This is a genomic window from Collinsella sp. SGI.033 (assembly GCF_050315135.1).
Lineage (GTDB): Bacteria > Actinomycetota > Coriobacteriia > Coriobacteriales > Coriobacteriaceae > Collinsella.
Genome location: NZ_JBNPOK010000013.1, coordinates 1 through 25,552, shown reverse-complemented (window position 1 = coordinate 25,552; position 25,552 = coordinate 1). Strand labels below are relative to the sequence as shown.

General features: G+C 61.4%; 23 protein-coding genes and 2 tRNA genes. 23 read left to right on the top strand and 2 right to left on the bottom strand.

The annotated features are described in order from the left end of the window. Positions 1 to 31 precede the first annotated feature (31 nt). Together ACQRC0_RS05485 and ACQRC0_RS05480 are read left to right on the top strand one after the other, a co-directional pair. Positions 32 to 802 (top strand): energy-coupling factor ABC transporter ATP-binding protein, encoded by a 771-nt coding sequence (locus ACQRC0_RS05485; protein ID WP_427728435.1) that lies wholly within the window; start codon positions 32 to 34, stop codon positions 800 to 802. Between the two features lie 79 nt (positions 803 to 881). Next, complete coding sequence (locus ACQRC0_RS05480) at positions 882 to 1,730, top strand: hypothetical protein (protein ID WP_427728434.1); 849 nt, start codon at positions 882 to 884, stop codon at positions 1,728 to 1,730. On the opposite strand, the gene ACQRC0_RS05475 is transcribed toward ACQRC0_RS05480, so the two are convergent. Continuing rightward, positions 1,727 to 2,800, bottom strand: coding sequence for a hypothetical protein (locus ACQRC0_RS05475; RefSeq protein WP_427728432.1), 1,074 nt, complete (start codon positions 2,798 to 2,800; stop codon positions 1,727 to 1,729). The genes ACQRC0_RS05480 and ACQRC0_RS05475 overlap by 4 nt on opposite strands. A 420-nt stretch (positions 2,801 to 3,220) precedes the next feature. Continuing rightward, complete coding sequence (gene pyk / locus ACQRC0_RS05470; protein WP_154517625.1) at positions 3,221 to 4,681, bottom strand: pyruvate kinase; 1,461 nt, start codon at positions 4,679 to 4,681, stop codon at positions 3,221 to 3,223. Between the two features lie 442 nt (positions 4,682 to 5,123). Between pyk and ACQRC0_RS05465 the strand changes: the two genes are divergently transcribed. The 21 genes from ACQRC0_RS05465 (at position 5,124) to ACQRC0_RS05365 (ending at position 25,552) form a co-directional block, all read left to right on the top strand. Continuing rightward, on the top strand, positions 5,124 to 7,805 hold the full coding sequence (locus tag ACQRC0_RS05465) for a cation-translocating P-type ATPase (protein WP_427728430.1): 2,682 nt from the start codon (positions 5,124 to 5,126) through the stop codon (positions 7,803 to 7,805). Positions 7,806 to 8,276: 471 nt separating this feature from the next. Continuing rightward, positions 8,277 to 9,230, top strand: a complete 954-nt coding sequence (rsgA, locus tag ACQRC0_RS05460) for a ribosome small subunit-dependent GTPase A (RefSeq protein WP_427728468.1) — start codon at positions 8,277 to 8,279, stop codon at positions 9,228 to 9,230. Positions 9,231 to 9,487: 257 nt separating this feature from the next. After that, positions 9,488 to 10,147, top strand: coding sequence for a Flp pilus assembly protein CpaB (cpaB, locus tag ACQRC0_RS05455; RefSeq protein ID WP_427728428.1), 660 nt, complete (start codon positions 9,488 to 9,490; stop codon positions 10,145 to 10,147). Then, on the top strand, positions 10,147 to 11,784 hold the full coding sequence (locus tag ACQRC0_RS05450) for an AAA family ATPase (protein WP_427728426.1): 1,638 nt from the start codon (positions 10,147 to 10,149) through the stop codon (positions 11,782 to 11,784). The genes cpaB and ACQRC0_RS05450 overlap by 1 nt, the downstream gene beginning before the upstream one ends. After that, positions 11,781 to 13,109 (top strand): CpaF family protein, encoded by a 1,329-nt coding sequence (locus tag ACQRC0_RS05445; RefSeq protein ID WP_427728424.1) that lies wholly within the window; start codon positions 11,781 to 11,783, stop codon positions 13,107 to 13,109. The genes ACQRC0_RS05450 and ACQRC0_RS05445 overlap by 4 nt, the downstream gene beginning before the upstream one ends. Continuing rightward, positions 13,082 to 14,008, top strand: coding sequence for a type II secretion system F family protein (locus ACQRC0_RS05440; RefSeq protein ID WP_427728423.1), 927 nt, complete (start codon positions 13,082 to 13,084; stop codon positions 14,006 to 14,008). The genes ACQRC0_RS05445 and ACQRC0_RS05440 overlap by 28 nt, the downstream gene beginning before the upstream one ends. After that, complete coding sequence (locus tag ACQRC0_RS05435) at positions 14,005 to 14,646, top strand: type II secretion system F family protein (protein ID WP_427728421.1); 642 nt, start codon at positions 14,005 to 14,007, stop codon at positions 14,644 to 14,646. Before ACQRC0_RS05440 ends, ACQRC0_RS05435 begins: the two co-directional genes overlap by 4 nt. A gap of 10 nt (positions 14,647 to 14,656) precedes the next feature. Beyond that, positions 14,657 to 14,890: a hypothetical protein gene (locus ACQRC0_RS05430; protein ID WP_427719148.1), complete on the top strand. Its 234-nt coding sequence runs from the start codon at positions 14,657 to 14,659 to the stop codon at positions 14,888 to 14,890. 293 nt (positions 14,891 to 15,183) lie between these two features. Beyond that, positions 15,184 to 15,414 (top strand): hypothetical protein, encoded by a 231-nt coding sequence (locus ACQRC0_RS05425; RefSeq protein ID WP_154517646.1) that lies wholly within the window; start codon positions 15,184 to 15,186, stop codon positions 15,412 to 15,414. Position 15,415: 1 nt separating this feature from the next. Then, the gene (locus ACQRC0_RS05420; RefSeq protein WP_154517649.1) at positions 15,416 to 15,634 is read left to right on the top strand and encodes a hypothetical protein; all 219 of its coding nucleotides are present in this window, start codon (positions 15,416 to 15,418) and stop codon (positions 15,632 to 15,634) included. Next, entirely contained in the window at positions 15,597 to 16,106 is a 510-nt protein-coding gene (locus ACQRC0_RS05415; RefSeq protein ID WP_427728419.1) for a TadE/TadG family type IV pilus assembly protein, read from the top strand. The genes ACQRC0_RS05420 and ACQRC0_RS05415 overlap by 38 nt, the downstream gene beginning before the upstream one ends. Then, on the top strand, positions 16,078 to 18,243 hold the full coding sequence (locus ACQRC0_RS05410) for a hypothetical protein (RefSeq protein ID WP_427728417.1): 2,166 nt from the start codon (positions 16,078 to 16,080) through the stop codon (positions 18,241 to 18,243). The genes ACQRC0_RS05415 and ACQRC0_RS05410 overlap by 29 nt, the downstream gene beginning before the upstream one ends. Then, a complete protein-coding gene (locus ACQRC0_RS05405; protein ID WP_427728414.1) occupies positions 18,243 to 18,719 on the top strand; it encodes a hypothetical protein in 477 nt (158 codons plus the stop codon). Before ACQRC0_RS05410 ends, ACQRC0_RS05405 begins: the two co-directional genes overlap by 1 nt. Beyond that, positions 18,716 to 19,075, top strand: a complete 360-nt coding sequence (locus tag ACQRC0_RS05400) for a DUF192 domain-containing protein (protein ID WP_427728412.1) — start codon at positions 18,716 to 18,718, stop codon at positions 19,073 to 19,075. The genes ACQRC0_RS05405 and ACQRC0_RS05400 overlap by 4 nt, the downstream gene beginning before the upstream one ends. Positions 19,076 to 19,256: 181 nt before the next feature. Further along, positions 19,257 to 19,329, top strand: a tRNA-Phe gene (locus tag ACQRC0_RS05395). 603 nt (positions 19,330 to 19,932) lie between these two features. Further along, positions 19,933 to 20,994, top strand: coding sequence for a glycoside hydrolase family 5 protein (locus ACQRC0_RS05390; protein WP_427728410.1), 1,062 nt, complete (start codon positions 19,933 to 19,935; stop codon positions 20,992 to 20,994). A gap of 6 nt (positions 20,995 to 21,000) precedes the next feature. Then, complete coding sequence (gene rsmI / locus ACQRC0_RS05385; protein ID WP_427728408.1) at positions 21,001 to 21,879, top strand: 16S rRNA (cytidine(1402)-2'-O)-methyltransferase; 879 nt, start codon at positions 21,001 to 21,003, stop codon at positions 21,877 to 21,879. Between the two features lie 69 nt (positions 21,880 to 21,948). Further along, entirely contained in the window at positions 21,949 to 23,550 is a 1,602-nt protein-coding gene (metG, locus tag ACQRC0_RS05380) for a methionine--tRNA ligase (RefSeq protein ID WP_427728405.1), read from the top strand. Positions 23,551 to 23,657: 107 nt separating this feature from the next. Then, positions 23,658 to 24,518 carry a 16S rRNA (adenine(1518)-N(6)/adenine(1519)-N(6))-dimethyltransferase RsmA gene (rsmA, locus tag ACQRC0_RS05375; RefSeq protein ID WP_427728403.1) on the top strand — a complete coding sequence of 287 codons (861 nt, stop codon included), beginning with the start codon at positions 23,658 to 23,660 and terminating at the stop codon, positions 24,516 to 24,518. Continuing rightward, positions 24,508 to 25,425, top strand: a complete 918-nt coding sequence (locus ACQRC0_RS05370; RefSeq protein ID WP_427728401.1) for a TatD family hydrolase — start codon at positions 24,508 to 24,510, stop codon at positions 25,423 to 25,425. The genes rsmA and ACQRC0_RS05370 overlap by 11 nt, the downstream gene beginning before the upstream one ends. 43 nt (positions 25,426 to 25,468) lie before the next feature. Continuing rightward, a tRNA-Leu gene (locus ACQRC0_RS05365) sits at positions 25,469 to 25,552 on the top strand.

The following is a 25,552-nucleotide window of genomic DNA, read 5'->3' as shown; positions in this document are numbered from 1 at the left end:
GCCGTCGATGTGAACAGGGAAGGGCGACGTTTTGGCAAACGATACAAATGGTGCGATGGGTGCGAGCGGTGCTGCCGGCGCCAAGGCCACGCCGCTCATCGAGTTTCGCGACGTGGTGTTTTCCTATGCGGGCCATACGGTGGTCGATAGCGTGTCGCTGCAGGTTAATCGCGGTGAGCTGGTTGCGCTGCTTGGACCCAACGGCTGCGGCAAGACGACGATCATGCGGCTTATCAACGGCCTTGAGCTTGCGGATGCGGGTACGTACCTGTTTGATGGACATGTGGTCGATACGGCATATCTCAAGGATTCCGCGACGGCCCAGCGGTTCCATCAGCGCGTGGGCTTCGTGTTCCAAAACGCCGATGCACAGCTCTTTTGCGCCACGGTCGGCGAGGAGGTCGCGTTTGGCCCGGTTCAAATGGGGCTTTCGGCGGACGAGCTTGGGCGCCGCGTCCGTGATGCCATGGAGCTGTTTCAGGTTGCCGATCTGGTCGATGCTTCGCCCTATCAGCTTTCGGGCGGGCAAAAGAAGCGTGTGGCGCTGGCTGCCGTCGTGTCGATGAACCCCGATATTCTGGTGCTCGACGAGCCTACCAACGGACTTGACGAGGACTCTTGCGACATCGTGGTCAACTTTCTACTGGCCTATGTTGCTGCCGGTAAGACGGTCTTGATGAGCACGCATCATCAGGATTTAGTACGACGTCTTGGGGCCCGTGCGATTTATATCGATCGATATCACCACGTGGTCGAGGCTCCCGTGCCATCATATGGAACCGAAAACGGTGCAGCAGAATAGTTGCCGCATAGTGGGGTTGCGGCCGCGCACGTGACTTGCTTCGAATGGTATAGTTATCCGGATTTTTACGGGGGTGGCTATGCCAAGTTGGAATATTCATATCGCTCAGACGGAACGACTTCTGGCGCGTGCCGGCGCGCTTGCCGATAACGTGCGCGACCGCAATGCCTTTTTGTTTGGCAGCGTGGTTCCGGACATTTTTGTGGGCTACATGGTTCCCGGTATTGCCGACCCCATCCCGTATCGCATCACGCACTTTGCCAAGCCCGAGCCCATTCCTAAGCCACGCGAGCATGAGTTTTGGGACACCTATGTGGCGCCGTTGCTTAAAGGTGCGCCGGCGGGTGCGCCGGCTGCAGCGACCTCGATTGTCGAAGAGCGTGAAAGGCTCAATCGGGTGCACTATCCGCAGCGCTACAAAGACGCCGAGCCGGTTGACGGCCCCGGCGCCGCCGAGTTTTCGCTTGCGCCCGATGACGTGGCGCAGTCGCTGCTCGATTTGACGCTGGGCGTTTGGTCGCATCTGGTGGCCGATACCGTGTGGAACACGCGCGTGAACCAATATCTCGAGGCGCGCGGCGGCAAGCCGTGCGAGGAGTTCCGCATTAAGAAGCAGGGAGACTTTGACTGGTTTGGCAAGACGCTCGGCATCGTTTCTATCCCGCGTGCGACCGATCGCCTCTATACCGCGGCGGCCCAGTTTGGTCAGTATTCGATTCCACAAGAGTATGCGCTCAAGACCATTGGCGTTATGCACGAGATTGTGCGCGAAAACCCCGGCGATCCGGATCATCCGCCGTACCGTCTGCTGACCGAAGAGTTCTTTGACGCAACGTTTACCGAGGTCGTCGAGCTAACCGAGGCGGGTTTTGCCGCCCGCGTTGCCGCTTCTGACGTCCCCGCAGTCCCTCTGGTCACTAGCTGCTAGCCGGCTGACGTAACGGTGAACAGTTCATCCCAATTGACCAACAGCTCCCGCCGAAGGGTTTCTGCGGCAGTGAGTTCCAGCTTAGATTTTGGAACGTAAGGGAGCCCCGCCTTTTTATGAATTAGCTCGGCGATGCTGTTAAAGCTCTTCGTGTCCTTGATTTGATCATAGGTTATCTGGATAGCGTCATAGCCCATGCTTGTGAGGGCGGTGGTGCGCTCGGCATCGGAGAGGCTCGCGGCTTCGCTGTCATGGGCGGAGCGGCCTTGGCATTCCAGAATGACGCCCATGCTGTCGGTGCTGCTCTCTATGAGGATATCGGCGTAGCAGCAGGTTTTGTCATACAGTGAGCGCGCGGCGTCGCTGAGTGGGATGCGCACGTTGTTTGCGATATTGATGCCCATGCCGCCCTCGTTGCGGGGGAGCGAGACAAGCATGGAGGTCTGTACTTCGAAGGGCGAGGCGGTCTGTCCCGTCATGTGCTCGGCCGCCCAGCGCAGTTGTTTAACGCCGCGCAGGCCTGCGGCCTGCTTGGCGAACGCGGCGATATCCGCTGCGGAAAGAAGCGGCGTGCGCTTCCACAAGTTGGTGTCATTGCCCTTGGTGTCGACAACACGTTTCCAACCACAGTCGGGCGGAATGAGCTTAAGCGAAATTGCTTCATCGAGCTGCTGCTGCGCCCGTTTACAAGGCGTGAACACTGCAAAGGAGCCGCACATCTCGTAGCAAGCCATGAGTAACTGGTTGCGTGAGACCTGCGTAGCAAGGTTGAGCAGCGTAAACTCGGGCGACGTGACATCAAATCCATGCTCAGTCTGCCTAAACGACCCAGGAGGCGGTTCCTGGGTTAGCAGACGGCTATGAAATAGCTTTCCGTTCGCGCGCTGTTTTCTTTCGCCCACGAATCTCCAGACTGGTGTGCCGAGCAAGTCTTTAAATACTGGTTGTTTTGAGTAATGCACCAAGCGATGGTCATGGTCGGGCGGCAGGATTGCCGGATAGAGTCCCAGTATCTGGGGCGGTATGCGATAGTACTGAAAAGCCGTGGGTCCGCAGGCAAGAAATGACATAGCGATCCGATCGTTTGAGCGTAGTTTGGGCTAGAAAAGCCATCGGTTTCGGAAGTGCGGGGAAAAAGACAAACAGGTCAACCACAAGCGGTATTTAAGCCAACTTTATCAGGGGTTTTGTTGAAATAAAAGGGCTTGTGCTCGGGGGTAGGCAATTTTTCCCCGCACTTCCGAAAACGTGGTAGATTTAGACCTTGCTAAAACGATTTATCAGCCCTGTGTGAGGTGTGGGTTTGCCACCGGGCGAACACTTTTAGCGCTTGGGGCTTTATTTTTTGGGCCTCGGAGGGCGGATTTCGCGCTTTTGGTAAAGAAATGGGTGCGTGTCATGCCGTGCGGTAGGCATCGGCGCACAGAAAAAGGGCCCGGAAGGCGAAGCCTTCCGGGCCCTTTTAATGCAAATGTGCTTGCAAGTGCGATTTAGCGCACCTGAGCGACGTAGGCGACGTTGGTCGAGGAGACCTTGTCCTCAAGCTGGACGCTCATACGGGGATCGCCGGCGGTAGCGACGGTCAAATCGCCGGTCTCGACGTAGCCAAGCTCCTTAGCGGTCTCGATCGCCTTGACGATCGTGCCGTTGACGGTGCCCTGGGTAATCTCGGCCTTGTGCGGGATAACGCCCCAATACATGATCATCTGCTGGACGGCCCACTCGTGGCGGGAGAACGCGCAGATCGGCATGTTGGGACGGAAGTGCGAGATCAGGCGAGCGGTACGGCCGGTGGTCGTCGGCACGGTGATGCACTTGGCGCCAACGGTGGTGGCCATGTTCACAGCGGACATACCCACAACGTTGTTGACGACGCGGGTGCCGTGAGCATCGGCCGGAACCTCGAGCGGAGCGTGAGCCGGGAGGTACTTCTCGGTCTCGAGAGCGATGCTGGCCTGCATCTTGACGGCCTCGACCGGGTACTTACCGGCAGCGGACTCGCCGGACAGCATGACGGCGTCGGTACCGTCGTAAATGGCGTTAGCAACGTCGGCAACCTCGGCGCGCGTCGGGCGCGGGTTCTGCTGCATGGAGTCGAGCATCTGCGTAGCGGTGATAACGGGCTTGTAGGCCGCGTTGCACTTGGCGATGATCTCCTTCTGGATGTGCGGAACGAGCTCGGGCTTGATCTCGATGCCCAGGTCGCCACGGGCGACCATGATGCCGTCGGAAGCCTCGAGGATCTCATCGAAGTTCTCGACGCCCAGGGCGCACTCGATCTTCGGGAAGATCGTCACGTGCTCGCCGCCGTTCTCGCGGCAAAGCTCGCGGATGCCGCGGACAGACTCGCCGTCACGGATGAAGGAAGCGGCGATGTAGTCGATGTTCTCGGTCAGGCCAAAGAGGATGTCCTGACGATCGCGCTCGGTGATGGCGGGCAGCGAGATGTTGACGTTGGGCATGTTGACGCCCTTGCGCTCGCCGATCAGGCCGTCGTTCTTGACGACGCAGGTCATGTCCTGGCCGTCGACGGACTCGACCTCGAGAGCAACCAGGCCGTCATCGATCAGGATGAGGGAGCCCTTCTCGACCTCGGAGGGCAGAGCCAGGTAGTCGAGGGAGATGTGCTCAGCGGTGCCGTGGAAATCCTCTGACGTGGGCTGAGCGGTGACGACGATCTTGTCGCCGGTCTTGACGGCAACCTTCTTGCCGTCGACCAGAAGACCGGTGCGGACCTCGGGGCCCTTGGTGTCGAGCAGGATGCCGACGGGCATACCGAGCTCCTTGGAAATACGACGGACGCGCTCGATGCGACCGTGGTGCTCGTCGTAGGAGCCGTGCGAGAAGTTAAAACGGGCGACGTTCATGCCCGCCTTGATCATCTCGCGGATGGTCTCGTCGCTATCGCAGGCGGGACCCATGGTGCATACAATCTTAGTGCGCTTGTACATTCAGACCTCCATCTGACATCGTCTTGCGCTGATAGATAAACCATAAGAAATAAAACTGAGTTGATTATAACGAAATACCGACCGAATACCCCAAAAAATCGACCGTATGCCGAATTAGAAGTTCATTTTTTACGGGAAAAACGGTATATGAAAAAACTTTACCAACCGCTCTAACCGCTGCTATCTGGGCGATATTTTAGTTTGGCGACGCGCCTAAGAAAAAACGTTTTATCAGTATTGAGCATCACACGGTCCGCATCGTTGCATACGGACCATATTTCCAAATGGATTGTTTTGGCTAGACGCGTCGCTTTGGGGTACCATAGCTCCACTATCAACTGCCGCTCAGCACGGCAGCCTTGATGAGCCCTTGCCCTTCTCCTGGGAATTATGATCGGGCATCAATCTGCTGAGTGGCCCGAATCCCAGGAGGGGACTCTATATGCAAAAGGAATACCTGTCCGCCGCGGCGGAGGTGCTCAGCGACCAAGGTGTCGATGAGAACCTCGGCCTGAGCAACGACGAGGCGTCGTCGCGCCTCGCCAAGACAGGCCCTAACAAGCTTGAGGAAGCCGAGAAGACGCCGCTGTGGAAGCGTTTCTTTGAGCAGATGGCCGACCCCATGGTCATCATGTTGATCGTTGCCGCCGTTATCAGCGCGCTCACGGGCATGGTTAAGGGCGAGGCGGACTTTGCCGATGTCGCCATCATCATGTTCGTCGTTATCGTCAACTCGGTGCTGGGCGTGGTCCAGGAAGCCAAGAGCGAGGAGGCCCTCGAGGCCCTTCAGGAGATGAGCGCGGCGCAGTCCAAGGTTCTACGCGACGGCAAACTCGTGCACCTGCCGAGCGCCGAGCTCGTACCCGGCGACGTGATCATGCTCGAGGCGGGCGACTCCGTCCCGGCCGACTGCCGCGTGCTCGAGAGCGCCACGATGAAGATCGAAGAGGCCGCGCTCACCGGCGAGTCGGTGCCGGTCGAGAAGCACGCCAACGTGATCGAGCTTGCCGCGGGCACCGATGACGTGCCGCTCGGCGATCGCAAGAACATGTGCTACATGGGCTCCACCGTCGTGTACGGCCGTGGCCGCGCCGTCGTGGTCGGCACCGGCATGGATACCGAGATGGGCAAGATCGCCGGTGCCCTGGCCGAGGCCAAGGAAGAGCTCACACCGCTGCAGGTGAAGCTCGCCGAGCTCAGCCGTATCCTCACCATTATGGTGATCGTCATCTGCGTCGTGATCTTTGGCGTCGACATCGTCCGCCACGGCGTGGGCAACGTCCTTACCGACCCGACTGCCCTGCTCGACACCTTTATGGTCGCCGTCTCGCTCGCCGTCGCTGCCATCCCCGAGGGCCTGGTCGCCGTCGTGACCATCGTGCTGTCGCTTGGCGTGACCAAGATGGCCAAGCGCCAGGCAATTATCCGCAAGCTCTCTGCCGTCGAGACACTCGGCTGCACGCAGACCATCTGCTCCGACAAGACCGGTACCCTTACCCAAAACAAGATGACCGTCGTCAAGCACGAGCTCGCTGCGCCTAAGGAGAAGTTCCTGGCAGGTATGGCGCTGTGCTCCGATGCCCAGTGGGACGAGGAGCTGGGCGAGGCCGTGGGCGAGCCGACCGAGTGCGCGCTCGTCAACGATGCCGGAAAGGCGGGCCTCACTGGTCTGACTGCCGAGCACCCGCGCGTGGGCGAGGCCCCGTTTGACTCGGGCCGCAAGATGATGTCCGTGGTCGTTGAGACCCTGGACGGCGAGTACGAGCAATACACCAAGGGCGCGCCCGACGTGGTGATCGGCCTGTGCACCCACATCTACGAGGGCGATAAGGTCGTCCCCCTGACCGAGGAGCGTCGTGCCGAGCTCGTGGCCGCCAACAAGGCCATGGCCGACGAGGCCCTGCGCGTGCTGGCGCTGGCAAGCCGCACCTACACCGAGGTCCCGAGCGACTGCAGCCCCGCCGCGCTCGAGCACGACCTGGTCTTCTGCGGCCTGTCCGGCATGATTGACCCGGTCCGCCCCGAGGTCGCCGACGCCATCCGCGAGGCCCACGATGCCGGTATCCGCACCGTCATGATCACGGGCGACCACATCGACACCGCCGTGGCCATTGCCAAGCAGCTGGGTATCGTCACCGATCGCAGCCATGCCATCACCGGTGCCGACCTCGATCGCATGAGCGACGAGGAGCTCGACGCGCACATCGAGGACTACGGCGTGTACGCCCGCGTCCAGCCCGAGCACAAGACCCGTATCGTCGAGGCTTGGAAGTCGCGCGACCAGATCGTGGCCATGACGGGCGACGGCGTCAACGACGCCCCGTCCATCAAGCGTGCCGACATCGGCGTCGGCATGGGCATCACCGGTACCGACGTTACCAAGAACGTCGCCGACATGGTGCTTGCCGACGACAACTTCGCCACCATCATCGGTGCCTGCGAAGAGGGTCGCCGCATCTACGACAACATCCGCAAGGTCATCCAGTTCCTGCTTTCGGCCAACCTTGCCGAGGTGTTCTCGGTGTTTATCGCCACGCTCATCGGCTTTACCATCTTCCAGCCGGTGCAGCTGCTGTGGGTGAACCTGGTCACCGACTGCTTCCCCGCGCTCGCGCTGGGCATGGAGGATGCCGAGGGCGACATCATGAAGCGCAAGCCGCGCAACGCCAAGGACGGCGTCTTTGCCGGCAATATGGGCCTGGACTGCGTGGTCCAGGGCTTGATCATTGCCGCGTTGGTGCTGGCGAGCTTCTTTGTGGGCGTGTACTTTGACATGGGCTACATCCACATCTCCGATATGATCGCCGGCGTCGCCGACGAGGAAGGCGTGATGATGGCCTTCATCACGCTCAACATGGTCGAGATCTTCCACTGCTTTAACATGCGCAGTCGTCGCACGTCGCTGTTTAAGATGAAGAAGCAGAACAAGTGGCTGTGGGCCTCTGCCGCGCTGGCGCTGGTGCTGACGGTGATCGTAACCGTGCAGCCGACGCTTGCCGAGATGTTCTTTGGCCCCGTGACGCTTGAGCTCAAGGGCGTTATCGCCGCGCTGGGCCTTGCCTTCCTGATCATTCCGCTGATGGAGATCTACAAGGCGATCATGCGCGCAGTCGAGAAGGAGTAACGTACCTGTCCGGGTCCGCCCCACGCCCTTTCTCCCTCACTGGTCCTCGCGCTTCGCGCTGCGGGATCGTTCGGGAGAAAGGGCTTCCGGGGCGGGCCCTGCGGTATCCTTGCTGGCTTTTCTCCCGCGCGGATGATAAAGGGCTGAGGGAAAGTGTGTGAGCTGGTCGGGCTTTGCCCGGCCAGCTCTTTTTGATTAAAATACCTGCTCAGTTGTGATTTGTGGTGCTGGGAGGCGCTTGTGGGCAAGGCTAGGGCTAAGGCGAAGAAAAAGACGACGGGGGCGCGGGCCAAGCGTGATCGTCGTCGGAAGCTTGCGACCGAAGCCCCCGCGTCTGCCGAGGAGCTGCTGGCGAGCGTGCCGGGACTCGATGCGCTGCAGGATGTTCCGGCGTTTGGCGATCTGCCGGTCGCCGCGGCTCAGCAGGCAGCATTTGACGATTTTTGCGCCCAAGCCGAGGAGCCCGAGCAGATGCAGCTGGGTGCCGTGGTGCGCTTAGATCGCGGGTTTCCGCTGGTGGCGACGGCCGACGATACCTTTCGTGCCGAGCATGCCGTGGGGTTTGCCAAGTCGCGCGGCGAGGACGAGGTGCTGCTGCCGGCTGTGGGCGACCGCGTGGCGGTGCGTCGTGCGCCCGGGCACGACATGGGCGTAATCGAATGCGTTCTGCCGCGACGCACGAGTTTTGAGCGTTGGCGTGGCCGCGCCCGCGGCGAGCGTCAGGTGCTTTGTTCCAACGTGGATAGTGTGCTGATCGTGCAGGCACTTGGCGCCGGCGAGGTGCTGCTCGACCGCGTGGCGCGCTCGCTGGTGTTGGCGCTCGACTGCGATGCCGAGCCGGTGGTGGTGCTTACCAAGGCCGACCGCTGTGAGGCCGCGGAACTCGAGCGCGATCTGGATCGCGTGCGCCGTCTGGTGGGCCCGGACGTGCGCGTGATCGTGACGTCCTCTGCCGAAGGCCGTGGTTTGGATGAGGTGCGCGCCTGTGTGCCGGCGGGAACGTGCGCCATGATCCTGGGTGAGTCGGGGGCCGGAAAGTCGACGCTGCTCAATGCGCTGCTGGGCCACGATGCGCTGGCTACCGGTGGTGTGCGCGAGCGCGACGACCAAGGCCGCCATACCACGGTCGCGCGCGTGATGGTGGCGCTGCCGGGCGACGCCGGCGTCATTGCCGACGCTCCGGGCCTGCGCAGTTTGCCACTCGTTGGTCACGAGCGGGGCCTAGCGCGTGCCTTCCCCGAGATCGTCGAGGCGTCGCGTGCGTGTCGGTTTGGCGACTGCACGCATACCCACGAACCGGGCTGCGCCGTTCGCGAGGCCGCCGATGCCGGGCAGATCGATGGCCTGCGCCTGGAAACGTTCCAAAACTTGGCGTCATCCATGCGTGTGAGTGCCCAAATGCTCGATCCCGATATCCATCTGTAATTGAATTTATCTATGACAGCCGTCTTCCAACTGTGCGGGAGGCGGCTTTTTTACTGGCGATGCGCCCTTAAATGAGCGTTTTGCCGACGCGCTGACCAAAACCTTGCCGCGGGCTTGACGGGTTGGTCAGCTCTTGGCTGGTAATTGGTTTGACACTTAAAACCAAGATGGTGATCGCGCTGTTTTGTTGCTTGGCCGCTCGGACAATAGTGGTACGGGCATCCCATCCGCCCAGTGCTGTCTTGAGAGGAGCTGCCGTGAACAAGAGCAAGCGCATCGCCATCAGTCTGGCAGCGGGCGTGCTCGCCGCGGCACTCTGCATGGTTTACGGGTCATCGGTTCGTTCGCGGGCTGAGCAGGCCCAGGCCAAAACCTTGGCCAAATACGGCGGCGATCGCGTCGAAGTTTGCGTCGCCGCGCGTGATATCGATGTGGGTGAGACCCTCGACGAGACCAATGTCGTAACCCAAGAGTGGCTCGCGAGCCTGCTGCCGCGCGATGCGGCGACCGAGCTGCGCCAGGTGCGTGGCGACGTGACGACCTCGCGTATTCCCAAAAATGCCGTGGTCTGCGATGTCTACACCAAAGCCGAGAGCCATACGCTCGAGGTGCCCAAGGGCAAGGTTGCCGTTTCGGTGGCGGTCGATGCCGAGCATTCGGTGGGCGGAGCCGCAGGCGTGGGCAGCTACGTGGATGTGTACGTGCAAAAAGACGGCGTGACCGACCGGCTGTGCGGCGCGCATGTGATCGATACCAGCGACGAGGCCGGTGCCACGCGCGAAGGCAAGGTCGAGTGGGTGACGCTGGCGGCCGACCCCAAAGACGTCAAGGAATTGCTGGGAGCCTCGGGCAAGGGAACGGTCAGCTTGACGATTCCCGCCACGGCACGCGGCAAAAAGAGCGGAGGCGACGAGTGATGAAGGCGATCTGGCTTGCGTGCTGCGCGTGTGGCGATTACGGACTGCTGCAGCAGGAAGTCGAGGGCCGCGATGCGGGCGCGCAGGTGCTTCGCGTGGGCGACCTAGACGGGTTGGTGTCTATGGCTCGGGCGTTTCCTTCGCGCCGTGGCGCTGCCATTATCGCGGCATCCCTGTTTGATACTAAAGATGTGCGAGAGACCGTCGCGCGCCTGACTGCCGAAGGACGCGTGAGCCGCGTCGTCGTGTTGATAGAGGCGCTCGATCCGTCGGATATCGAGGGGCTGTTTCGCGCGGGGGCGACCGAGGTCATCGCTGCGCACAGCATATGCGGCAGCGGACATGTGGGCGAGGGAGCGGTTGATTCCGATTGGGGCGTGTCGCCTGAGCCCGATGTTTTTGTTGATAGGGAACCCGGGGCGCCTCGCGCTACAAGAGGCCCGCGTGTTGATGACTATGGGAAAGCGGAAGCCGAGCATGTTCGGCGCTCCCCGGGCCCCCTTGCATGTGATGACGCCGGAGCGTCGGTGCCGTATGGCGAAGACCTCCTGGCCGTAGATATGGGATACGTGCACGGCGTGAGCCTGGCCGATGGACTCGATGAGGTCGAGGGCCTTGTCGCGGGTGATGGCCCGCACGTCGACGTGACAGCGGAATCCCCAGTTCCGCCCCTACCGTTTGAGCAGCCTGCCGTGCCGGCGTGGACGCAGCACTTGGGTGCGGCTGGCGAGACGGGGACGTTGCCGCCCACGTCGTCAGCCCCTGCACCGCTGGCAGACACTGCGTCGACGTCGCATCGAGCTCCGGTCATCTGCGCCGTCTCGGGATCGGGCGGCTGTGGCAAATCGACGATTGTCGCCACGATGGCGCATGCCGCTTCGTTGCTGGGTCTGCGAGCTGCCGTACTCGATTTGGACCTAATGTTTGGAAATCTCTACGACTTGCTGGGCGCCGATGCCCCGCATGACATGGCGACACTTATCGAGCCGTCGGTCGCGGGCGCACTTGCGGAGCAAGACGTGGTCGCTGCATCGATGCGCGTTGCCCCAGGCGTTACGCTTTGGGGGCCTGTCGCAGCGCCCGAGCGCGCCGAGCTCATGGCGCGTCCGGTAGAGCTGCTGCTCGACATCTTGCGTCGTGAGTCCGACGTGGTCCTTATCGATACCTCGGTCTTTTGGGGCGATGCCGTGGCGGCTGCGGTGGCAGCGTGCGACCGTTGCCTTGTCGTGGGTGATGCGGCAGTTTCTTCCGCGACGTCTGCAGCGCGCGTCATTGAGCTGGCGAGCCGTGTGGGCGTGCCGCGCACGCGCATGAGCGCCGTATTCAACCGATTTGGCGCGCGTGGGGCGGACGAGGATGTCGCCATGCGCTTTGAGATTGCCTGTGCGTTGAGCTCCAAGATTCGTATCGCCGATGGCGGGCAGGATCTCGCCGCGCTCATGGCGTTTGGGCGCGCTGACGAGGCAGTGGGGCAGACCAGCGCTTTTGCGACCAGCGTGCGCGAGGCCACACGTGAGATGCTCGTGGAACTGGGGTGCGCCGTCGGCTCTTGGAGCGATATGGTCGCCGACCGTGCAACGCGCACCGAACGCCCGCGCATCCGCCTTCCCTGGTCGCGTGAGGGTGATTGCCGATGAGCCTGCAAACGAGAATTAAAGCAGCCGGTGCGGCAGCGGCAACGGCACCTGTCGATGTGGGACGGCGCCGTGCGGTCAAGCGCCGCACCAAGCGGGCCGTGATGGACCGCGTGGGCTACGACGAGGTGGCACGCATCAGTGCCTACGTCGATCCGGTTCTTGCCCGCTCGGAATTGCGTCCTGCGGTGGAGGCGGCACTCAACGTGGAAGAACCGACCGACCTGGCGACGCCCGAGCGTGAGACCATCATCAACGAGATCTTGGATGACGTGGTGGGCTTGGGCCCGCTGCAGCCGCTCATCGAGGACGACACCGTCACCGAGATTATGGTCAACGGTTGCCGCTCGGCTTTCTTTGAGCGCGGCGGGGTCTTATACCCCATCGAGCATGCGTTTGAGGATGACGAGCAGATTCGCGTGCTCATCGACCGCATCATCTCGCCGCTGGGCAGGCGTATCGACGAGCGCAGTCCCATCGTCAACGCCCGCCTCAAGACAGGGTATCGCGTCAACGCGGTGATTCCGCCCGTGGCGATCGATGGGCCGATCCTCACTATCCGCAAGTTCTCGGATCGCATCTGTTCGTTGGACGAGCTTGTGGGCCTGGGGTCGCTGCCGCTTTGGTATGCGCAACTGCTTTCGTGTGCGGTGTCGCTGCGCCAAGATTTGGCGGTTGCGGGCGGTACGGGGTCGGGCAAGACTACGCTGCTCAACGCGCTATCGTGCGAGATATCTACCGGCGAGCGCATCGTGACGATCGAGGATTCCGCCGAGCTCAAGTTCGCGCATCACCCGCATGTGGTTCGCCTGGAGGCGCGCGAGGCTTCAATTGAGGGTGAGGGTGCGGTGACAATCCGCGACCTGGTGACCAACGCCCTGCGTATGCGTCCCGACCGTATTGTGGTGGGTGAGGTACGCGGTGCGGAATGTTGCGACATGCTGCAGGCCATGAACACGGGCCACGACGGGTCGCTCACCACGCTTCATGCGGGCACCGAGCAAGAGACCGTGGTGCGTTTGACGCTGCTTGCGCGCTATGGCATCGATCTGCCGAGCGAGCTTATCGAGGAACAAATCGCTATGGCGCTTGACGGCATCGTGATGTCCGAGCGCCATGCGGACGGCCGGCGTTTTGTGTCCTCCTATTCGGGGGTGCGACGCGGCGCGTCGGGTGGCGTGGAACTCGAGCGCTACGTGACCTTCGATGCCGCCGAGCGTACCTGGACCCTCAACCGCGAGCCGCCGTTTATCGCAGAGGGCTTGCGCTCGGGAACGCTTACACAGGAGGAGGTGGACGAATGGAGGTCGTTGTGCCCCTCGTCGTAGGGGGCCTTGCCGGGTTTTCGGTCGCGACGGTATGCGGAGTGGAGCCTCATGTGCCGAGGGTGCCGCCGGCGGAGCTGGTGCGCCAGACGCTCGAGACGGCGGCAGAGAAGCTGCCGCGTGAGCTGGTGGAAAACGATCTGCTAAAAAAGATCGCCCGTTCGTGGGCATCGTTGGCTCCCGTGCGCCGCATCGGTCTTGTCGTTGAGGATGATGCTTCACGCTTAGCGTTCCTGTTGCTATCGAGTGGCGTCTGCTGCCTTGCGCTTGCCGTGGTGTCGCTATCGCCCATCGGCTTTGTTTTGGGGGCGGTTGCGCCCTTTGCCGCCGGCGCCGCACGCGACATCTTTGACCACCGACGCGAGCAGCGCGATGTGGAGGAAGCCATGCCCGAGGCCTTTACGGCACTTTCCATGTCGCTTGCCTCGGGACATTCGCTGGCCCAGGGCATGCGGTTTGTGGGCGCTCACGCGCAAGAGCCGGTGCATACCGAGTTTCTGCGGGTAGCGGCGGCGATCGACTGTGGCATTTCGGCTGCCGATGCGCTCGACGACCTGCTTGTCCGCATCGACGCCCCCGGGCTTTCGCTTGTCACGTTGGCGCTCAAGGTGTCGCAGCGGACCGGTGCCCCGCTTGCCGATCTGCTGTCCGAGGCGTCGAGCATGGTGGGGGAGCGTATTGAGCTCAAGCGCCGCCTGGATGTCAAAACGTCGCAGGCGCGCATGTCGGCGCATATGGTCGCGGCGATGCCGGCGGGTATGTGCGCGGTGCTGGCCCTGCTTTCGGCAGATTTTCGCTACGGTCTCGCAACGCCGGTAGGCGCCGGCGCCGTGGTTCTGGGGCTTGCCCTTAACGGCGTCGCCCTGGTGGTTATCCGGCGCATTATGCGGGTGGAGCTGTGAGCGCCCTGGTTGCCGCCACGGCTTGCCTGTGCGCCTTCGGCGTATTTGTCGCGACGGGCCTGGAGCGCTCGGATGTGCGCCAGACCATGGAGATTTTCAGGGGCGAGGCGGTGCTAGTCGTTGCTGCGGCCCATTCGGTGATCGATGCCGCTATTGCGTGGGTGAGGGGCGCATTTGGCGTGGACAACTCAGCGCAGGTTTCGCTCGGTGAGGTGTCCGAGATGATTGATGTGGTGCGCCTGGGGCTTTCCGCCGGCCTTTCGTTCGATGCGGCGCTCGAGATCTTTTGCGCCAATCGTCGATCGGCGCTGACTGTTCGGCTTGAACGGGCATGCATGGCGTGGCAGGTGGGCGTGGGAGCGCGCGAGGACGAGTTGTTGGCGGCCGCGCAGGACCTGGACGTGCGGGCGCTCGAGACCTTTGCCATTACGGTGGGTCAAGCGCTCGCCCTGGGTGCCCCGCTTGCCGAGACCCTTGCTGCCCAAAGTCGCGAGATCCGCGCCGCCCATCGTGCCGCGGTCGAGCGCGAGATTGAACGAGCGCCCGTCAAGCTGCTGATTCCCACCGGCACGCTCATCTTGCCGGCACTGCTGTTATCCATATTGGGCCCGCTGCTGGGAGCAGGCGGGATGATGTAGGGAGGAATACATGAACAAAATGGCTGACGTTATGGGTAGGGTTTGGAGTCGGACGCTTTACCGTGCAATGCGTTCCTGTCAACGTGCCAAGGCGCTGGTGCAGGAGGAAAGCGCGCAGGGTACCACCGAGTACGCCATCTTGGTCGGCGTGCTCGTGGTAATCGCGATCATTGCCATCGTTGCATTTAAGGGCAACGTCGAAAAGCTATGGAACGCGATCAAAGACGGCATCAACAGCCTGTAGAAGGCGGGCATTCTGTTGGCGTGCTGCTGGTGCTCGCTTGCCTGATTGTGGCGATAGCGGCGACGCTCTGGGGGCTGAATGCCGTGCGACAGCAGCGTTCTGGGGTCGTCGCGGATGGGAGCTCGCGCGCGGTGGCGCCTCCCGATGACAAAGCGCGGGACACGGCCGACAGGGATGCCGCCGTCACGGCACAAACTTTTCTGCGCGCCCTCGACGAACGGGCGGATGCTGCGGCGGGTCCATCTGAGGACAACGCAGTCGCAGTCCGGCTGACATGGGCCGAGGAGCGACCGATGACCGAGGCTGCCGCGGACCTGTTGCGTGTCTATCGCGAGGTGCCCACAGCCCAGCTCGCTCTAAGCGGTTACCTCGACATCAAGGGCAACGTATGGGGCGCCATCGTGCGCGATGGGCGCGGCTGGGTCGACATGGTGACGGTTGCCGCGGATGCCGGAGACGCCTCGTGCCGCTTACGCGCGGTGCGCTTGGTTCCGCAAGCATCGGGGTCAAAGGAGGGATCGTGAAATGCTTGACGTTTTGCGCGAGGAGTCTGCCCAATCGACCGTTGAGTACGCCATCGTCACCATGGCGCTGCTTTCCATCGTGCTGGCGATTGCGGGGCTTTGGCGCGCCGGCACCGACGGACGCTTGGCGGCGTTGGCTGCACGGGCGGCGTCCCATGGCGTCGCCTCGACATCGGTTATCGATGCCGCCGCAGGCGCCAAAGACATCGCGCTCTATTGATATCGCGCGCGAGGACCGGGCGCAGTCTACGGTCGAGGCCGCTTTTTTGCTGCCGACGTTTTTGACGCTCATCCTGCTTGCGCTGCAGCCGGTGTGCCTGCTCTATACGCGTGCGGTCATGGAGTCTGCCGCCGCCGAGACGGCGCGGCTCATGACCACGACGACGGCGGAGGACGACGACCTCAAGGAGTTTGCCCGCCGCCGTCTCGCCGCGGTGCCCGATGTCTCGATCTTTCACGCCGGCGGACCGTTGTCGTGGGATATCGAGCTTGGCCGAGCGGACGCAGGGGGCGTTTCGTCTGTATCTATCGCGGGTGATGTAAAGCCGCTGCCCGTGATCGGCGCGTTCGCGCAGGCCATGGGCAATGTGGGGGGAGGAGGAAATGTTGAGTTGAAAGTCGACGTTTCGTACCGATCGCGTCCCGGATGGCTGGAGGGAGACTATGATTCGTGGATTGCCGCGTGGGATTAGGCGTCGCCTGCTGCGAATGATGCGAGGGCTCGTGTGCCGTTGCCGGTCGAATGCCCGCCGCAAGCGGGGCGGCTTCATGGGCCGCTCCGGTATCGACTTGTTTATCGAGGACGGTGCCTACACTACGCTTTCTTCGGCGGTCGTCATACTTGTGGTGCTTACGCTGCTGTTTTCGTCGACGGCGGCGATATGGAGTATGTCGCGTGCCGGGGATACCCAGGTGGCGGCCGATAGCGGTGCTCTGGCAGGTGCCAACGTGATATCGTCCTACCATACAGCGGCCACGGTGGTGGATGCGAGCATTTTGAGCTTGGGCTTGGCGGGGTTTGCCACAATCGGCACCGGCTTGGTTGCCATGCTGGTGCCGGGTGGGAAAATAGCCGCAAGCGATATGGTCGATACCGGGATTGAGATTATTAAAACGCGCAATAGGTTTGCCAAAAGTGCGTCGGAGGGTTTGCAAAAAGTCGAAACGGCTCTGCCATATCTGGTTGCCGCGCGAGCTACGCAGGCTGTTTCGGCGCAGGATACCGATAACGTGACCTATACCGGCACAGCGCTCGCCGTGCCCAGGACATCGGAGTCGGACTTTGTTGCGCTCGAGGGGTCAGAAATCTCGACCGATGCCATTAAAAAGACGTCGGAAGATTTAGACCGCGCAGCTGTGGAGCTGCAGAAGGCCTCTGAGGATACGGCGAAGGCCAAAGAGCGCGCCTGGCTTGCGGACTGTGGCGGATCGGATGAGAATGCGATTGGCAAGTACTCATGTATGTGGGAGCGTGCGGGGAGCTTGGCAAAGCTATCGGGTGAACAAAACCGCCACTATACTTCGAGTATCGATTGGGAGCCGCAGATCGCCCTAAATCGTGCGAAGACCTATTACCGCCGGCGCCTGGCGAATGAAAGGCCGCTTGGTGGGGGTGTAGAGATGGAGGCGGAGTCTGTCGCGCGCAAAGCGTTTTACGCTTATGCAATCGAAGAACTCGATCACTCGTATATTAAAGATGATGGTGAAAAAATCTTACCCCAGATTCCATTCCTGCCACGCACTCCAGATGAGGTGAAGGGAACCCAGCTCTACACCGATGCCATGTGGCCTACGAGTGATATTGGTGGCAAGACATACCTGCACTATGGGACCGGATGCCCCAACTATAAGAATGGGTCGCCGGGCGGGTTGGCATCCGTCGTCGATTACGATGGCCACGATGTGTGCGAGGAGTGCCAATTTGACGTCGTTGACCTGGGTCGCGCCCTCATGCCTCCATCATTTATCGAAAACGGCTTCGAGTATCACTTTGACGAGTTTAAAAGGGCTCTGGAAGAATACGTCGAATGTCGCAACAAAGAGCTCGAGCTTATGCGTCAGACCGAGGACGAGGCCGATCGCGCGGGTAATGCGTTTGACCAGGCCATCAAGGCGCTTTCGGGCGAGCGGCCGCGTATCGCCCCGCCCGGCCGAAACGGCGTGGTCGCCTTTGCGGTCTCGGGCGATATGACCAGTCCCGGTAAGCTCGACTCTTCATTCAATAAGCCGGTTACGCTCGGCAGTCGCGGCGCAATCTCTGCCGCGGTCTTGGCTCCCGACAACGCGGCGGCGCAAAACAACGTGCTCTCGCGGTTTTTCTCGACACTGGAAGAGCGCTCGGGCGGCGTTGCCGGCGTACTCGATGGCGTCATGGATGTTTGGGGACGCCTGCTTGTGGGATACGGAGACATCCAAGGTTCGGCCGACGAACTTATGGACGAGATGATTAAAGACCTAGGAGGGGGCAGCGGCGCGTTGGGCTCCATTGCATCGTGGCTCGGCGATACCGTTTCGGCGTCCGTGGCGGCGCTGGGTTTGGAACCGTGCGACTTGCGCCTGCGAAAGCCGGTGCTGACCGATTCCGCTAACGTCATTAAGAGTCCGGGGTCTGACATTGCCGGTCTCTCTCAAGCGCAAGACAAACTGCGAAGTATTCCGTTGGGCGTGACCGATCCCAAGGCGCTTTGCGAGGCGTTGGAATATCAAGTCGAACGCACCATTAGCGGTACGGTGTTCACACTTGCGGAGATTCCTCTGCCCGGCGGCGGCTCCATCCCGCTCACCGTCGATGTCGCCACGCTGGTTGGCGCTCTGGGCGGTGGGTCGTAATGAGTATCCGCATGCGTCTGCGCGAGGAGCGCGCCCAGGCGACGGTCGAGATGGCCGTGGTCGCTCCCGTTTTGCTGGCGCTTGCGCTCATTGTGTACAACGTCATGGTCTTTGCCGGCGCCGTTGCGCGCTTCGATCGCGTGGTGCCCGATATCGTGCTGGCGCACGCCGTGGCGCCGGAAGGGGAGGGCGACAAGAGCTCTGCCGATGCCTCGGTGCGTGTCCAGTCCGAGATTCAGGCGGCTATGCAGGGCTATGATCTGCAGATCGAGGTCTCGAGCGAGCAGAGCTCGGCGTCGTCTGACGGCGGCTTGCTCTCTCTGTCCGGGACGTTTAGGACCTATGCCTGCGTCATGTACTATGAGCCGTGGCCTAGATTGCTTAGCATTGCCGGCGTTTCTCTGGGGACGCCGGCGAAGCTGTCGCACGAGCGCGCGGTTACGGTCGATCCGTGGCGACCGGGGGTGGTCATGTGAGCGCCGTCTTGTCTTATATCGCCTACGCGCGTGCGCTCAATAGGCTCGGTTGGTCGCCGGCAGAGTTTATGGTGGCAGAATCGTTTGGCGCACGCTTGCGCGGCATGCTGGGCCGCGTGCCGATTACGGCTGACGGACTGCCGCTCGTCATGGCGTTTCCGTCCTGCTCTTCGGTCCACACCTGTTTTATGGCTTATCCCATCGACATTGCCTTTATTGATTGCAGCGGCAATATCCTTGCACGCTACGAAAATGTCCGCCCCTGGCGCATGTGCTCCTGTCCCGGTGCTTGGGCGGTGCTGGAACGCCCTTCAATCCTTGTATCGCCCACTGTCTTGCAACGAGTGCTGGCTTGAAGTTGCAACGAGTGCAGGCTTGAAGGCCCTGGGCGAAAAACTTCTTGCGGCCGGTTGATGTCTCTGACGTGCTGCTTTACAGAACCGAGGCGGCGTCCAAAAACTTTTTTCAAATTCTCGGTTGACCGGAGCGCGTCCTTGGTTATACTAATCAAGCCTTGAAACAAGGCACACCTCAAATGGCTGGGTAGCTCAGTTGGTAGAGCAGAGGACTGAAAATCCTCGTGTCAGGGGTTCGATTCCCTTCCCCGCCACCTTGAATTGACTAGGACCTCTGCAAAGAGGTCCTTTTCTTTTATGTAGCCCCCGCACGGAATCGAACCCCGCGAGGGCGCGGAGCTGAGGAAACGCGATAGCGTTTGCCAGCGTAGCTCGCAAGGCGCGCAAGCGCCGCAGCGGTCCGTCCGCGCAGCGCGCGGACGCGATTCCCTTCCCCGCCACCTTGAATTGACTAGGACCTCTGCAAAGGGGTCCTTTTCTTTTATGTGGACCCGCGGAAAACGCATCCCAGAATTTCAATCCTGAGCGGGATGCGCTTTCCGCTTTAGGGGCGCTTGGGAAAATGCGACCCGGAATGACGTGAAATTACGGGACATGCTTTCCGGTTGGGCCTGCTGGCGGAAAATGCATTCCATTATTGAGCAAAAAAACGGGATGCGCCTTCCGGCGCCTGCCTTCGGCGCGCGTGCACATCTTGGCGTACCATCTCGGGTGTGCCCGCCCAGACATTACTCCTACTTTTGCGCCACTTTGCAGACCGTTCGATCGGCTGTCCGTGTGCGCGGGTATACTCAAAACGATACTTTTCCTATGCAATACGATGCGGGTTCGCCCTGCACGATTCGAAGGGGGCCGTGATGGAGAGGATACTCGGCGTTAATCTCTCTGGCTGGTTTATTCCCGAGCCTTGGGTGACCCCGTCGCTGTACGCGGCGACAGGTGCGTCCAATGCGGCGGAACTGCAAGAAGCCATGGGCACTGCTGCCTATAACGAGCGCATGCGTCGCCATTATGAGACATTCGTAAGCGAAGATGATTTTCGCCGTATGGCGCAGATTGGTCTCAATGCCGTGCGTTTGCCGGTGCCCTGGTATGCCTTTGGCTCGCAGGAGTCCGATGCGTCCTACATTTCGGTTATCGACTACATTGACCGTGCAATTGAGTGGGCTGCGAAGTACGACATTCGCGTGCTGCTCGATCTAGCGACTGTGCCCGGTGGCCAGGGCGATTCCAACGATTCGCCCACCACGCCGGAGGCTGTTGCCGAGTGGCATTCGTCCACCAACGGTCGTCACGTTGCGCTCGACGTGCTGGAGCGTTTGGCCGATCGCTACGGCGAAGCCGAGAGCCTGCTGGGCATTGAGCTGCTGGATACGCCGCAGATGAGTGTCCGCAAGAGTCTCTTTACCATGACGGATGGCATTCCGGCGCACTACCTGCGCAACTTCTATCGCGATGCCTACGAGCTCGTCCGTTCGTATATGCCCGAGGATAAGATCGTCGTCTTCTCGTCGTCGGGACATCCCGGCGAGTGGAAGCATTTTATGCGCGGCGCCAAGTACAAGAACGTCTACATGGACCTTCACCTGTACCATTACCGCGACGAGCATGCGCTCGACATCACGAGCCCCCGCGGGCTGACGACGGCGATTTCGCGTAACAAGCGCGAGCTTAAAGAAGCGATTTCAACTGGGTTCCCCGTGCTGGTGGGCGAATGGTCGGGCGCGGCGATCTTTGCCAACTCGTCGGTTACGCCCGAGGGCCGCAATGCCTACGAGCGCGTGTTTATCGCCAATCAGCTGGCTTCGTTTGCGCCGGCTGCCGGTTGGTTCTTCCAAACGTGGAAGACCGAGAAACGCATCGCAGCATGGGACGCCCGCGCGGCGCTCGGTACGCTCGAGCGCGGCATGATTGAATAGGTTGATATGACGCAAAACAGCGCCCGTACGGGCAAACTCTATGTGGTCGGAACACCCATCGGCAACCTGGGCGACCTGTCTCCGCGCGTTGGCGAGGCGTTTGCCGCCGCCGATGCGATCTGCTGCGAGGACACGCGCGTGACCTCAAAGCTGCTGATGCACCTGGGCATTTCCAAGCCGCTTGTCCGTTGTGACGAGAATGTGATCGCCAGCCGCGCCGCCGGTCTGGTTGACCGCCTGCTGGCGGGGGAGACCCTCGCTTTTGCCTCGGATGCCGGCATGCCGAGCGTGTCCGATCCCGGCCAGGCGCTGGTCGAGGCGGCGCGTGAGGCCGATGTGCCCGTCGAAGTTATTCCCGGGCCCTCTGCTTGCGTCACAGCGCTCGTTTCGTCCGGCATTCCCTGCGAGCATTTTTTCTTCGAGGGCTTTTTGGGCCGAAAGCACGGCGACCGCGTACGCCGTTTGCAGCGCCTTGCCGTGGTGCCCGGCGCGCTCATCTTCTACGAGTCTCCACATCGCATCGTGGCGACGCTCGAGGCCGTGGCAGAGGTCTTTCCCCAGCGTGAGGTTGCCGTCTGCCGCGAACTCACCAAGCTGCACGAGGAGGTCTTGCGCGGGCCCGCCGCCCAGCTTGCCGAGGGGCTGCGTGCTCGCGGCGAAGTAAAGGGCGAGATTGCGCTGGTCATTGCGCCACCGAGTGAAGATGAGGAGGCCGGCATTGTGCCGGTTGGCGCAGCGGCAGCGGATCCCGATGAGGCCCTGCGCGCGGATATCCGTGTCGCGCTCGAGGAGGGGGAGCCCGCCTCTGCGGTGGCCAAGCGCCTGTCTCAGAAGTATTCACGCCGCAAGCGCGATGTCTATGCCATGGTGCTCAATATGCAATAGATGGAGGATATCCAGCCCTTGCGTTAGAATCATCCCCTGTATGCAACGTTTTTCTGGAGGACAAACCCCATGGATCAAAGCAAGCCTTCGTTCTTTATCACGACGCCTATCTACTACGTCAATGCCGATCCGCATCTGGGCACGGCTTATTCCACCATCATCGCCGACGTCCAGGCTCGCTATCGCCGCTCCGCCGGCTATAACGTCAAGTTCCTGACCGGCATGGACGAGCACGGCGAGAAGGTCGCCGAGGCCGCAGCCAAGCATGGCATGACGCCGCAGGAGTGGACCGACAGCCAGGCTCCGCACTTCAAGGAGCTTTGGAGCAAACTCGAGATCTCCAACGACGACTTCATCCGCACCACCGAGCCGCGCCAGCATCATGCGGTGCAGTATCTGTGGGAGCGTATGAAGGAGTCTGGCTACCTGTATAAGGGCAGCTACGACGGTTGGTACTGTGTGCCCGACGAGACTTACTTTACCGACACGCAGGTCCAGAAGGGTGACGAGGAGTACGGCAGCGTCGGCCAGCACCTGTGCCCCGACTGTCATCGTCCGCTCGAGCGTGTGCAGGAGGAGTCCTACTTCTTCAAGCTTTCCGCTTTCCAGGACAAGCTGCTCAAGCTCTATGACGAGCATCCCGATTTCGTCGAGCCTGCATTCCGCATGAACGAGGTGCGTAGCTTTGTCGAGGGCGGCCTCAACGACCTTTCCGTGAGCCGTACGAGCTTTGACTGGGGCATCCAGGTTCCGTTCGATGAGGGCCATGTGACCTATGTGTGGTTCGACGCGCTGCTCAACTACATGACGGCTGTCGGCTACGGTGTCGACACCGACGAGGCCCGTGCCGAGCTGGCCTATCGCTGGCCTGCGCAGTTCCACATTGTGGGCAAGGACATCATTCGCTTCCACTGCGTCATTTGGCCCGCTATGCTCATGGCCATTGGCGAGGCTCTGCCCGAGCACGTCTTTGCCCACGGCTTCCTGACCGTGCGCAATGCCGAGACTGGCAAGGCCGAGAAGATGTCCAAGAGCCGTGGCAACGCCATTGCCCCGCAGGATGTTATCGACATGCTGGGCGTCGAGGGTTATCGCTACTACTTTATGACCGACGTGGTCCCCGGCACCGACGGCGCTATCAGCTTCGATCGCATGGAGCAGGTCTACAACGCCGATCTCGCTAACAGCTGGGGCAACCTCATCTCGCGTTCGCTCAACATGAGCGGTAAGTACTTTGATGGTTGCGCGCCTGCCAAGCCCGCATCGTTCGATTCGTTCGATAACCCGCTGGCAAAGATCGCCGATGGCCTGGCCGAGCGCTACATGGCCAAGATGGACGTGCTCGATTACGGTGGAGCCAAAGACGAGGTTATGGAGCTCATCCACGCCGCCAACCACTACATCGAGGACTCCGAGCCCTGGGCACTTGCCAAGGACGAGGCCAAGGCCGACGAGCTGGCGTTTGTGATCTACAACCTGCTCGAGGCCATCCGCATTGCCGCTCACCTGCTGATGCCGCTCATGCCCCAGACTTCTACCGAGGCCCTGCGCCGCCTGTCGTGCGAGGACGAGGCCGCGAGCGACGACCTCAAGGGCATTTGCGCTTGGGGTCTGCTTGCCGGTGGTCAGCCCGTCGAGAAGGGCGAGCCGCTGTTCCCGCGTCTGGGTTAAGACGCCGCGCGCCATATCGGCAATCTGCTGTTTAGGTGTAAGGGCATGGCCGCAACGGTCCATGCCCTTTTGTTTCAAGACGCCGCCACCATGCTAAGGAGGCAACTATGACAACTTCGCCTTTGGCAAACCCCACGGCAACAAGGGAGCTGCTGGAGGAGTTTGGCCTTGCGACCAAGCATCGCCTGGGCCAGAACTTCCTGATCGACAACCATGTGATCGAGCGTATTTGCGAGCTTTCCGAACTTGCGGGCGATGAGCGCGTGCTCGAGGTTGGTCCGGGCGTTGGAACGCTCACGCTTGCGCTGCTTCAGGAGGCGGCGTGCGTCACGTCGATTGAGGCCGATCCCGAGCTCGAGCCGGTGCTCGATGCCCATGCCGCCGACTATGCCAACTTCCGCTTTATCATGGGCGACGCGCTCAAGGTGTGCCCGGAGCAGATTGAGCAGGCCGCGGGCGGTGAGCCGACGGTATTTGTCGCGAACTTGCCCTATAACGTGGCGGCGACGATCATTCTGCAGTTCTTCCAGACGATGCCCGCGCTCAAACGCGCCGTCGTCATGGTTCAAAAGGAGGTTGCCGATCGCATTGCCGCAACGCCGGGCAACAAGACCTACGGCGGCTATACGGCAAAGCTCGGCCTGTATGCGCAGGTGACGGGTCGCTTTGAGGTGTCGCCGCGCTGCTTTATGCCGGCGCCGCATGTGGATTCGGCCGTCGTGCGCATCGACCGTGTCGACGGCGTAGCGCCCGAGGGGCTTGATCGCGAGTTTGTGGCCCGCGTGATTGACGCTGCGTTTGCTCAGCGTCGCAAGACCATCCGCAATTCCATGAGCGCCAACGGCTTTGCCAAGGACGCGCTCGATGCCGCCTTTGAGGCTTGCGGCATCGCGCCCACCACACGCGCCGAGACGCTTGGCGTTGCCGATTTTGTCCGTCTGGCTCAGGAGCTAATCCATGATGCCTAATGACGAGCGCGTGACGTTTACCAAGAAAAAGAAAACGGTTGCTTGCCCTGTGCCCTTGGCGCCGCTTGCCGATACGCATGCGCACTTGCTCTCGTTTTGGGGCAAGGAAGTACCCGAGACGCTTGTGCGCGCCAAGGCTGCAGGCGTCGACCTGTTGGTGACGATCTTTGATCCCATTGCCGACAAACGCAGCGTGACGGACTATAGCGACTGGCTGGTGCGCGAGATTTTGCCGATGTGCGAGATTCCGCAGATAAAGTATCTCACCGGTGTGCACCCCTATGGCGCGCCGGACTATACCGATGACATTCATGCACAGGTCGTTGCTGCGCTTGATGATCCCTTATGCGTCGGTATCGGCGAGATCGGTCTGGACTACCACATGGATTACGACGACGACATCGCGCCGGCGCCCCACAGCGTGCAGATTGACTGCATGGCACGTCAGCTCGAAGTTGCCGTACGCCGCAATGTGCCGGTGGAGTTGCATCTGCGCCACGAGGACGCGGATGGGGAGCGCTCCTCGCATGTGGATGCGTACAACGTGCTGCGCGAGGTGGGTGTGCCCCAGGCCGGTTGCGTGCTGCACTGCTTTGGCGAGGATCGCGCCACGATGGAGCGCTTTGTGGGTTTGGGCTGCTATATCGCCTATGGCGGCGCGGCCACCTTTAAGCGCAACAATGATGTGCGCGAGGCATTTGCGTCAACCCCGCTCGATCGAATTTTGTTCGAGACGGATTGTCCCTATATGGCTCCGGAGCCCATTCGCGGTCTTGAGTGTGAGCCGGCAATGATTTCCATCACGGCAAACGCGCTGGTTAACGACCGTGTCGATCGTACCGGCGAGAACGCCGAGGCAATCGCTCGAGCCGCCTGGGAAAATGCCCGCAAACTTTTTCAAAAATAGTTCTTGCGTTCACGGTGGCGCTCCGTTATTCTAATTCCTGCACGCGGGCGTGGCGGAATTGGCAGACGCGTACGGTTCAGGTCCGTATGGGGGCAACCCCATGAAGGTTCAAGTCCTTTCGCCCGCA

Excerpts from the sequence above, each read along its gene's own strand:
- ACQRC0_RS05450 (WP_427728426.1), top strand. The coding sequence starts at position 10,147 with ATGAAGGCGATCTGGCTTGCGTGCTGCGCGTGTGGCGATTACGGACTG.
- rsmA (WP_427728403.1), top strand. The coding sequence starts at position 23,658 with ATGACAACTTCGCCTTTGGCAAACCCCACGGCAACAAGGGAGCTGCTG.
- ACQRC0_RS05465 (WP_427728430.1), top strand. The coding sequence starts at position 5,124 with ATGCAAAAGGAATACCTGTCCGCCGCGGCGGAGGTGCTCAGCGACCAA.
- ACQRC0_RS05430 (WP_427719148.1), top strand. The coding sequence starts at position 14,657 with ATGAACAAAATGGCTGACGTTATGGGTAGGGTTTGGAGTCGGACGCTT.
- ACQRC0_RS05425 (WP_154517646.1), top strand. The coding sequence starts at position 15,184 with ATGACCGAGGCTGCCGCGGACCTGTTGCGTGTCTATCGCGAGGTGCCC.
- ACQRC0_RS05415 (WP_427728419.1), top strand. The coding sequence starts at position 15,597 with ATGCCGCCGCAGGCGCCAAAGACATCGCGCTCTATTGATATCGCGCGC.
- ACQRC0_RS05440 (WP_427728423.1), top strand. The coding sequence starts at position 13,082 with ATGGAGGTCGTTGTGCCCCTCGTCGTAGGGGGCCTTGCCGGGTTTTCG.
- ACQRC0_RS05405 (WP_427728414.1), top strand. The coding sequence starts at position 18,243 with ATGAGTATCCGCATGCGTCTGCGCGAGGAGCGCGCCCAGGCGACGGTC.
- rsgA (WP_427728468.1), top strand. The coding sequence starts at position 8,277 with ATGCAGCTGGGTGCCGTGGTGCGCTTAGATCGCGGGTTTCCGCTGGTG.
- pyk (WP_154517625.1), bottom strand. The coding sequence starts at position 4,681 with ATGTACAAGCGCACTAAGATTGTATGCACCATGGGTCCCGCCTGCGAT.
- ACQRC0_RS05475 (WP_427728432.1), bottom strand. The coding sequence starts at position 2,800 with ATGTCATTTCTTGCCTGCGGACCCACGGCTTTTCAGTACTATCGCATA.
- rsmI (WP_427728408.1), top strand. The coding sequence starts at position 21,001 with ATGACGCAAAACAGCGCCCGTACGGGCAAACTCTATGTGGTCGGAACA.
- metG (WP_427728405.1), top strand. The coding sequence starts at position 21,949 with ATGGATCAAAGCAAGCCTTCGTTCTTTATCACGACGCCTATCTACTAC.
- ACQRC0_RS05420 (WP_154517649.1), top strand. The coding sequence starts at position 15,416 with ATGCTTGACGTTTTGCGCGAGGAGTCTGCCCAATCGACCGTTGAGTAC.
- ACQRC0_RS05390 (WP_427728410.1), top strand. The coding sequence starts at position 19,933 with ATGGAGAGGATACTCGGCGTTAATCTCTCTGGCTGGTTTATTCCCGAG.
- ACQRC0_RS05410 (WP_427728417.1), top strand. The coding sequence starts at position 16,078 with ATGATTCGTGGATTGCCGCGTGGGATTAGGCGTCGCCTGCTGCGAATG.
- ACQRC0_RS05480 (WP_427728434.1), top strand. The coding sequence starts at position 882 with ATGCCAAGTTGGAATATTCATATCGCTCAGACGGAACGACTTCTGGCG.
- ACQRC0_RS05370 (WP_427728401.1), top strand. The coding sequence starts at position 24,508 with ATGATGCCTAATGACGAGCGCGTGACGTTTACCAAGAAAAAGAAAACG.
- ACQRC0_RS05445 (WP_427728424.1), top strand. The coding sequence starts at position 11,781 with ATGAGCCTGCAAACGAGAATTAAAGCAGCCGGTGCGGCAGCGGCAACG.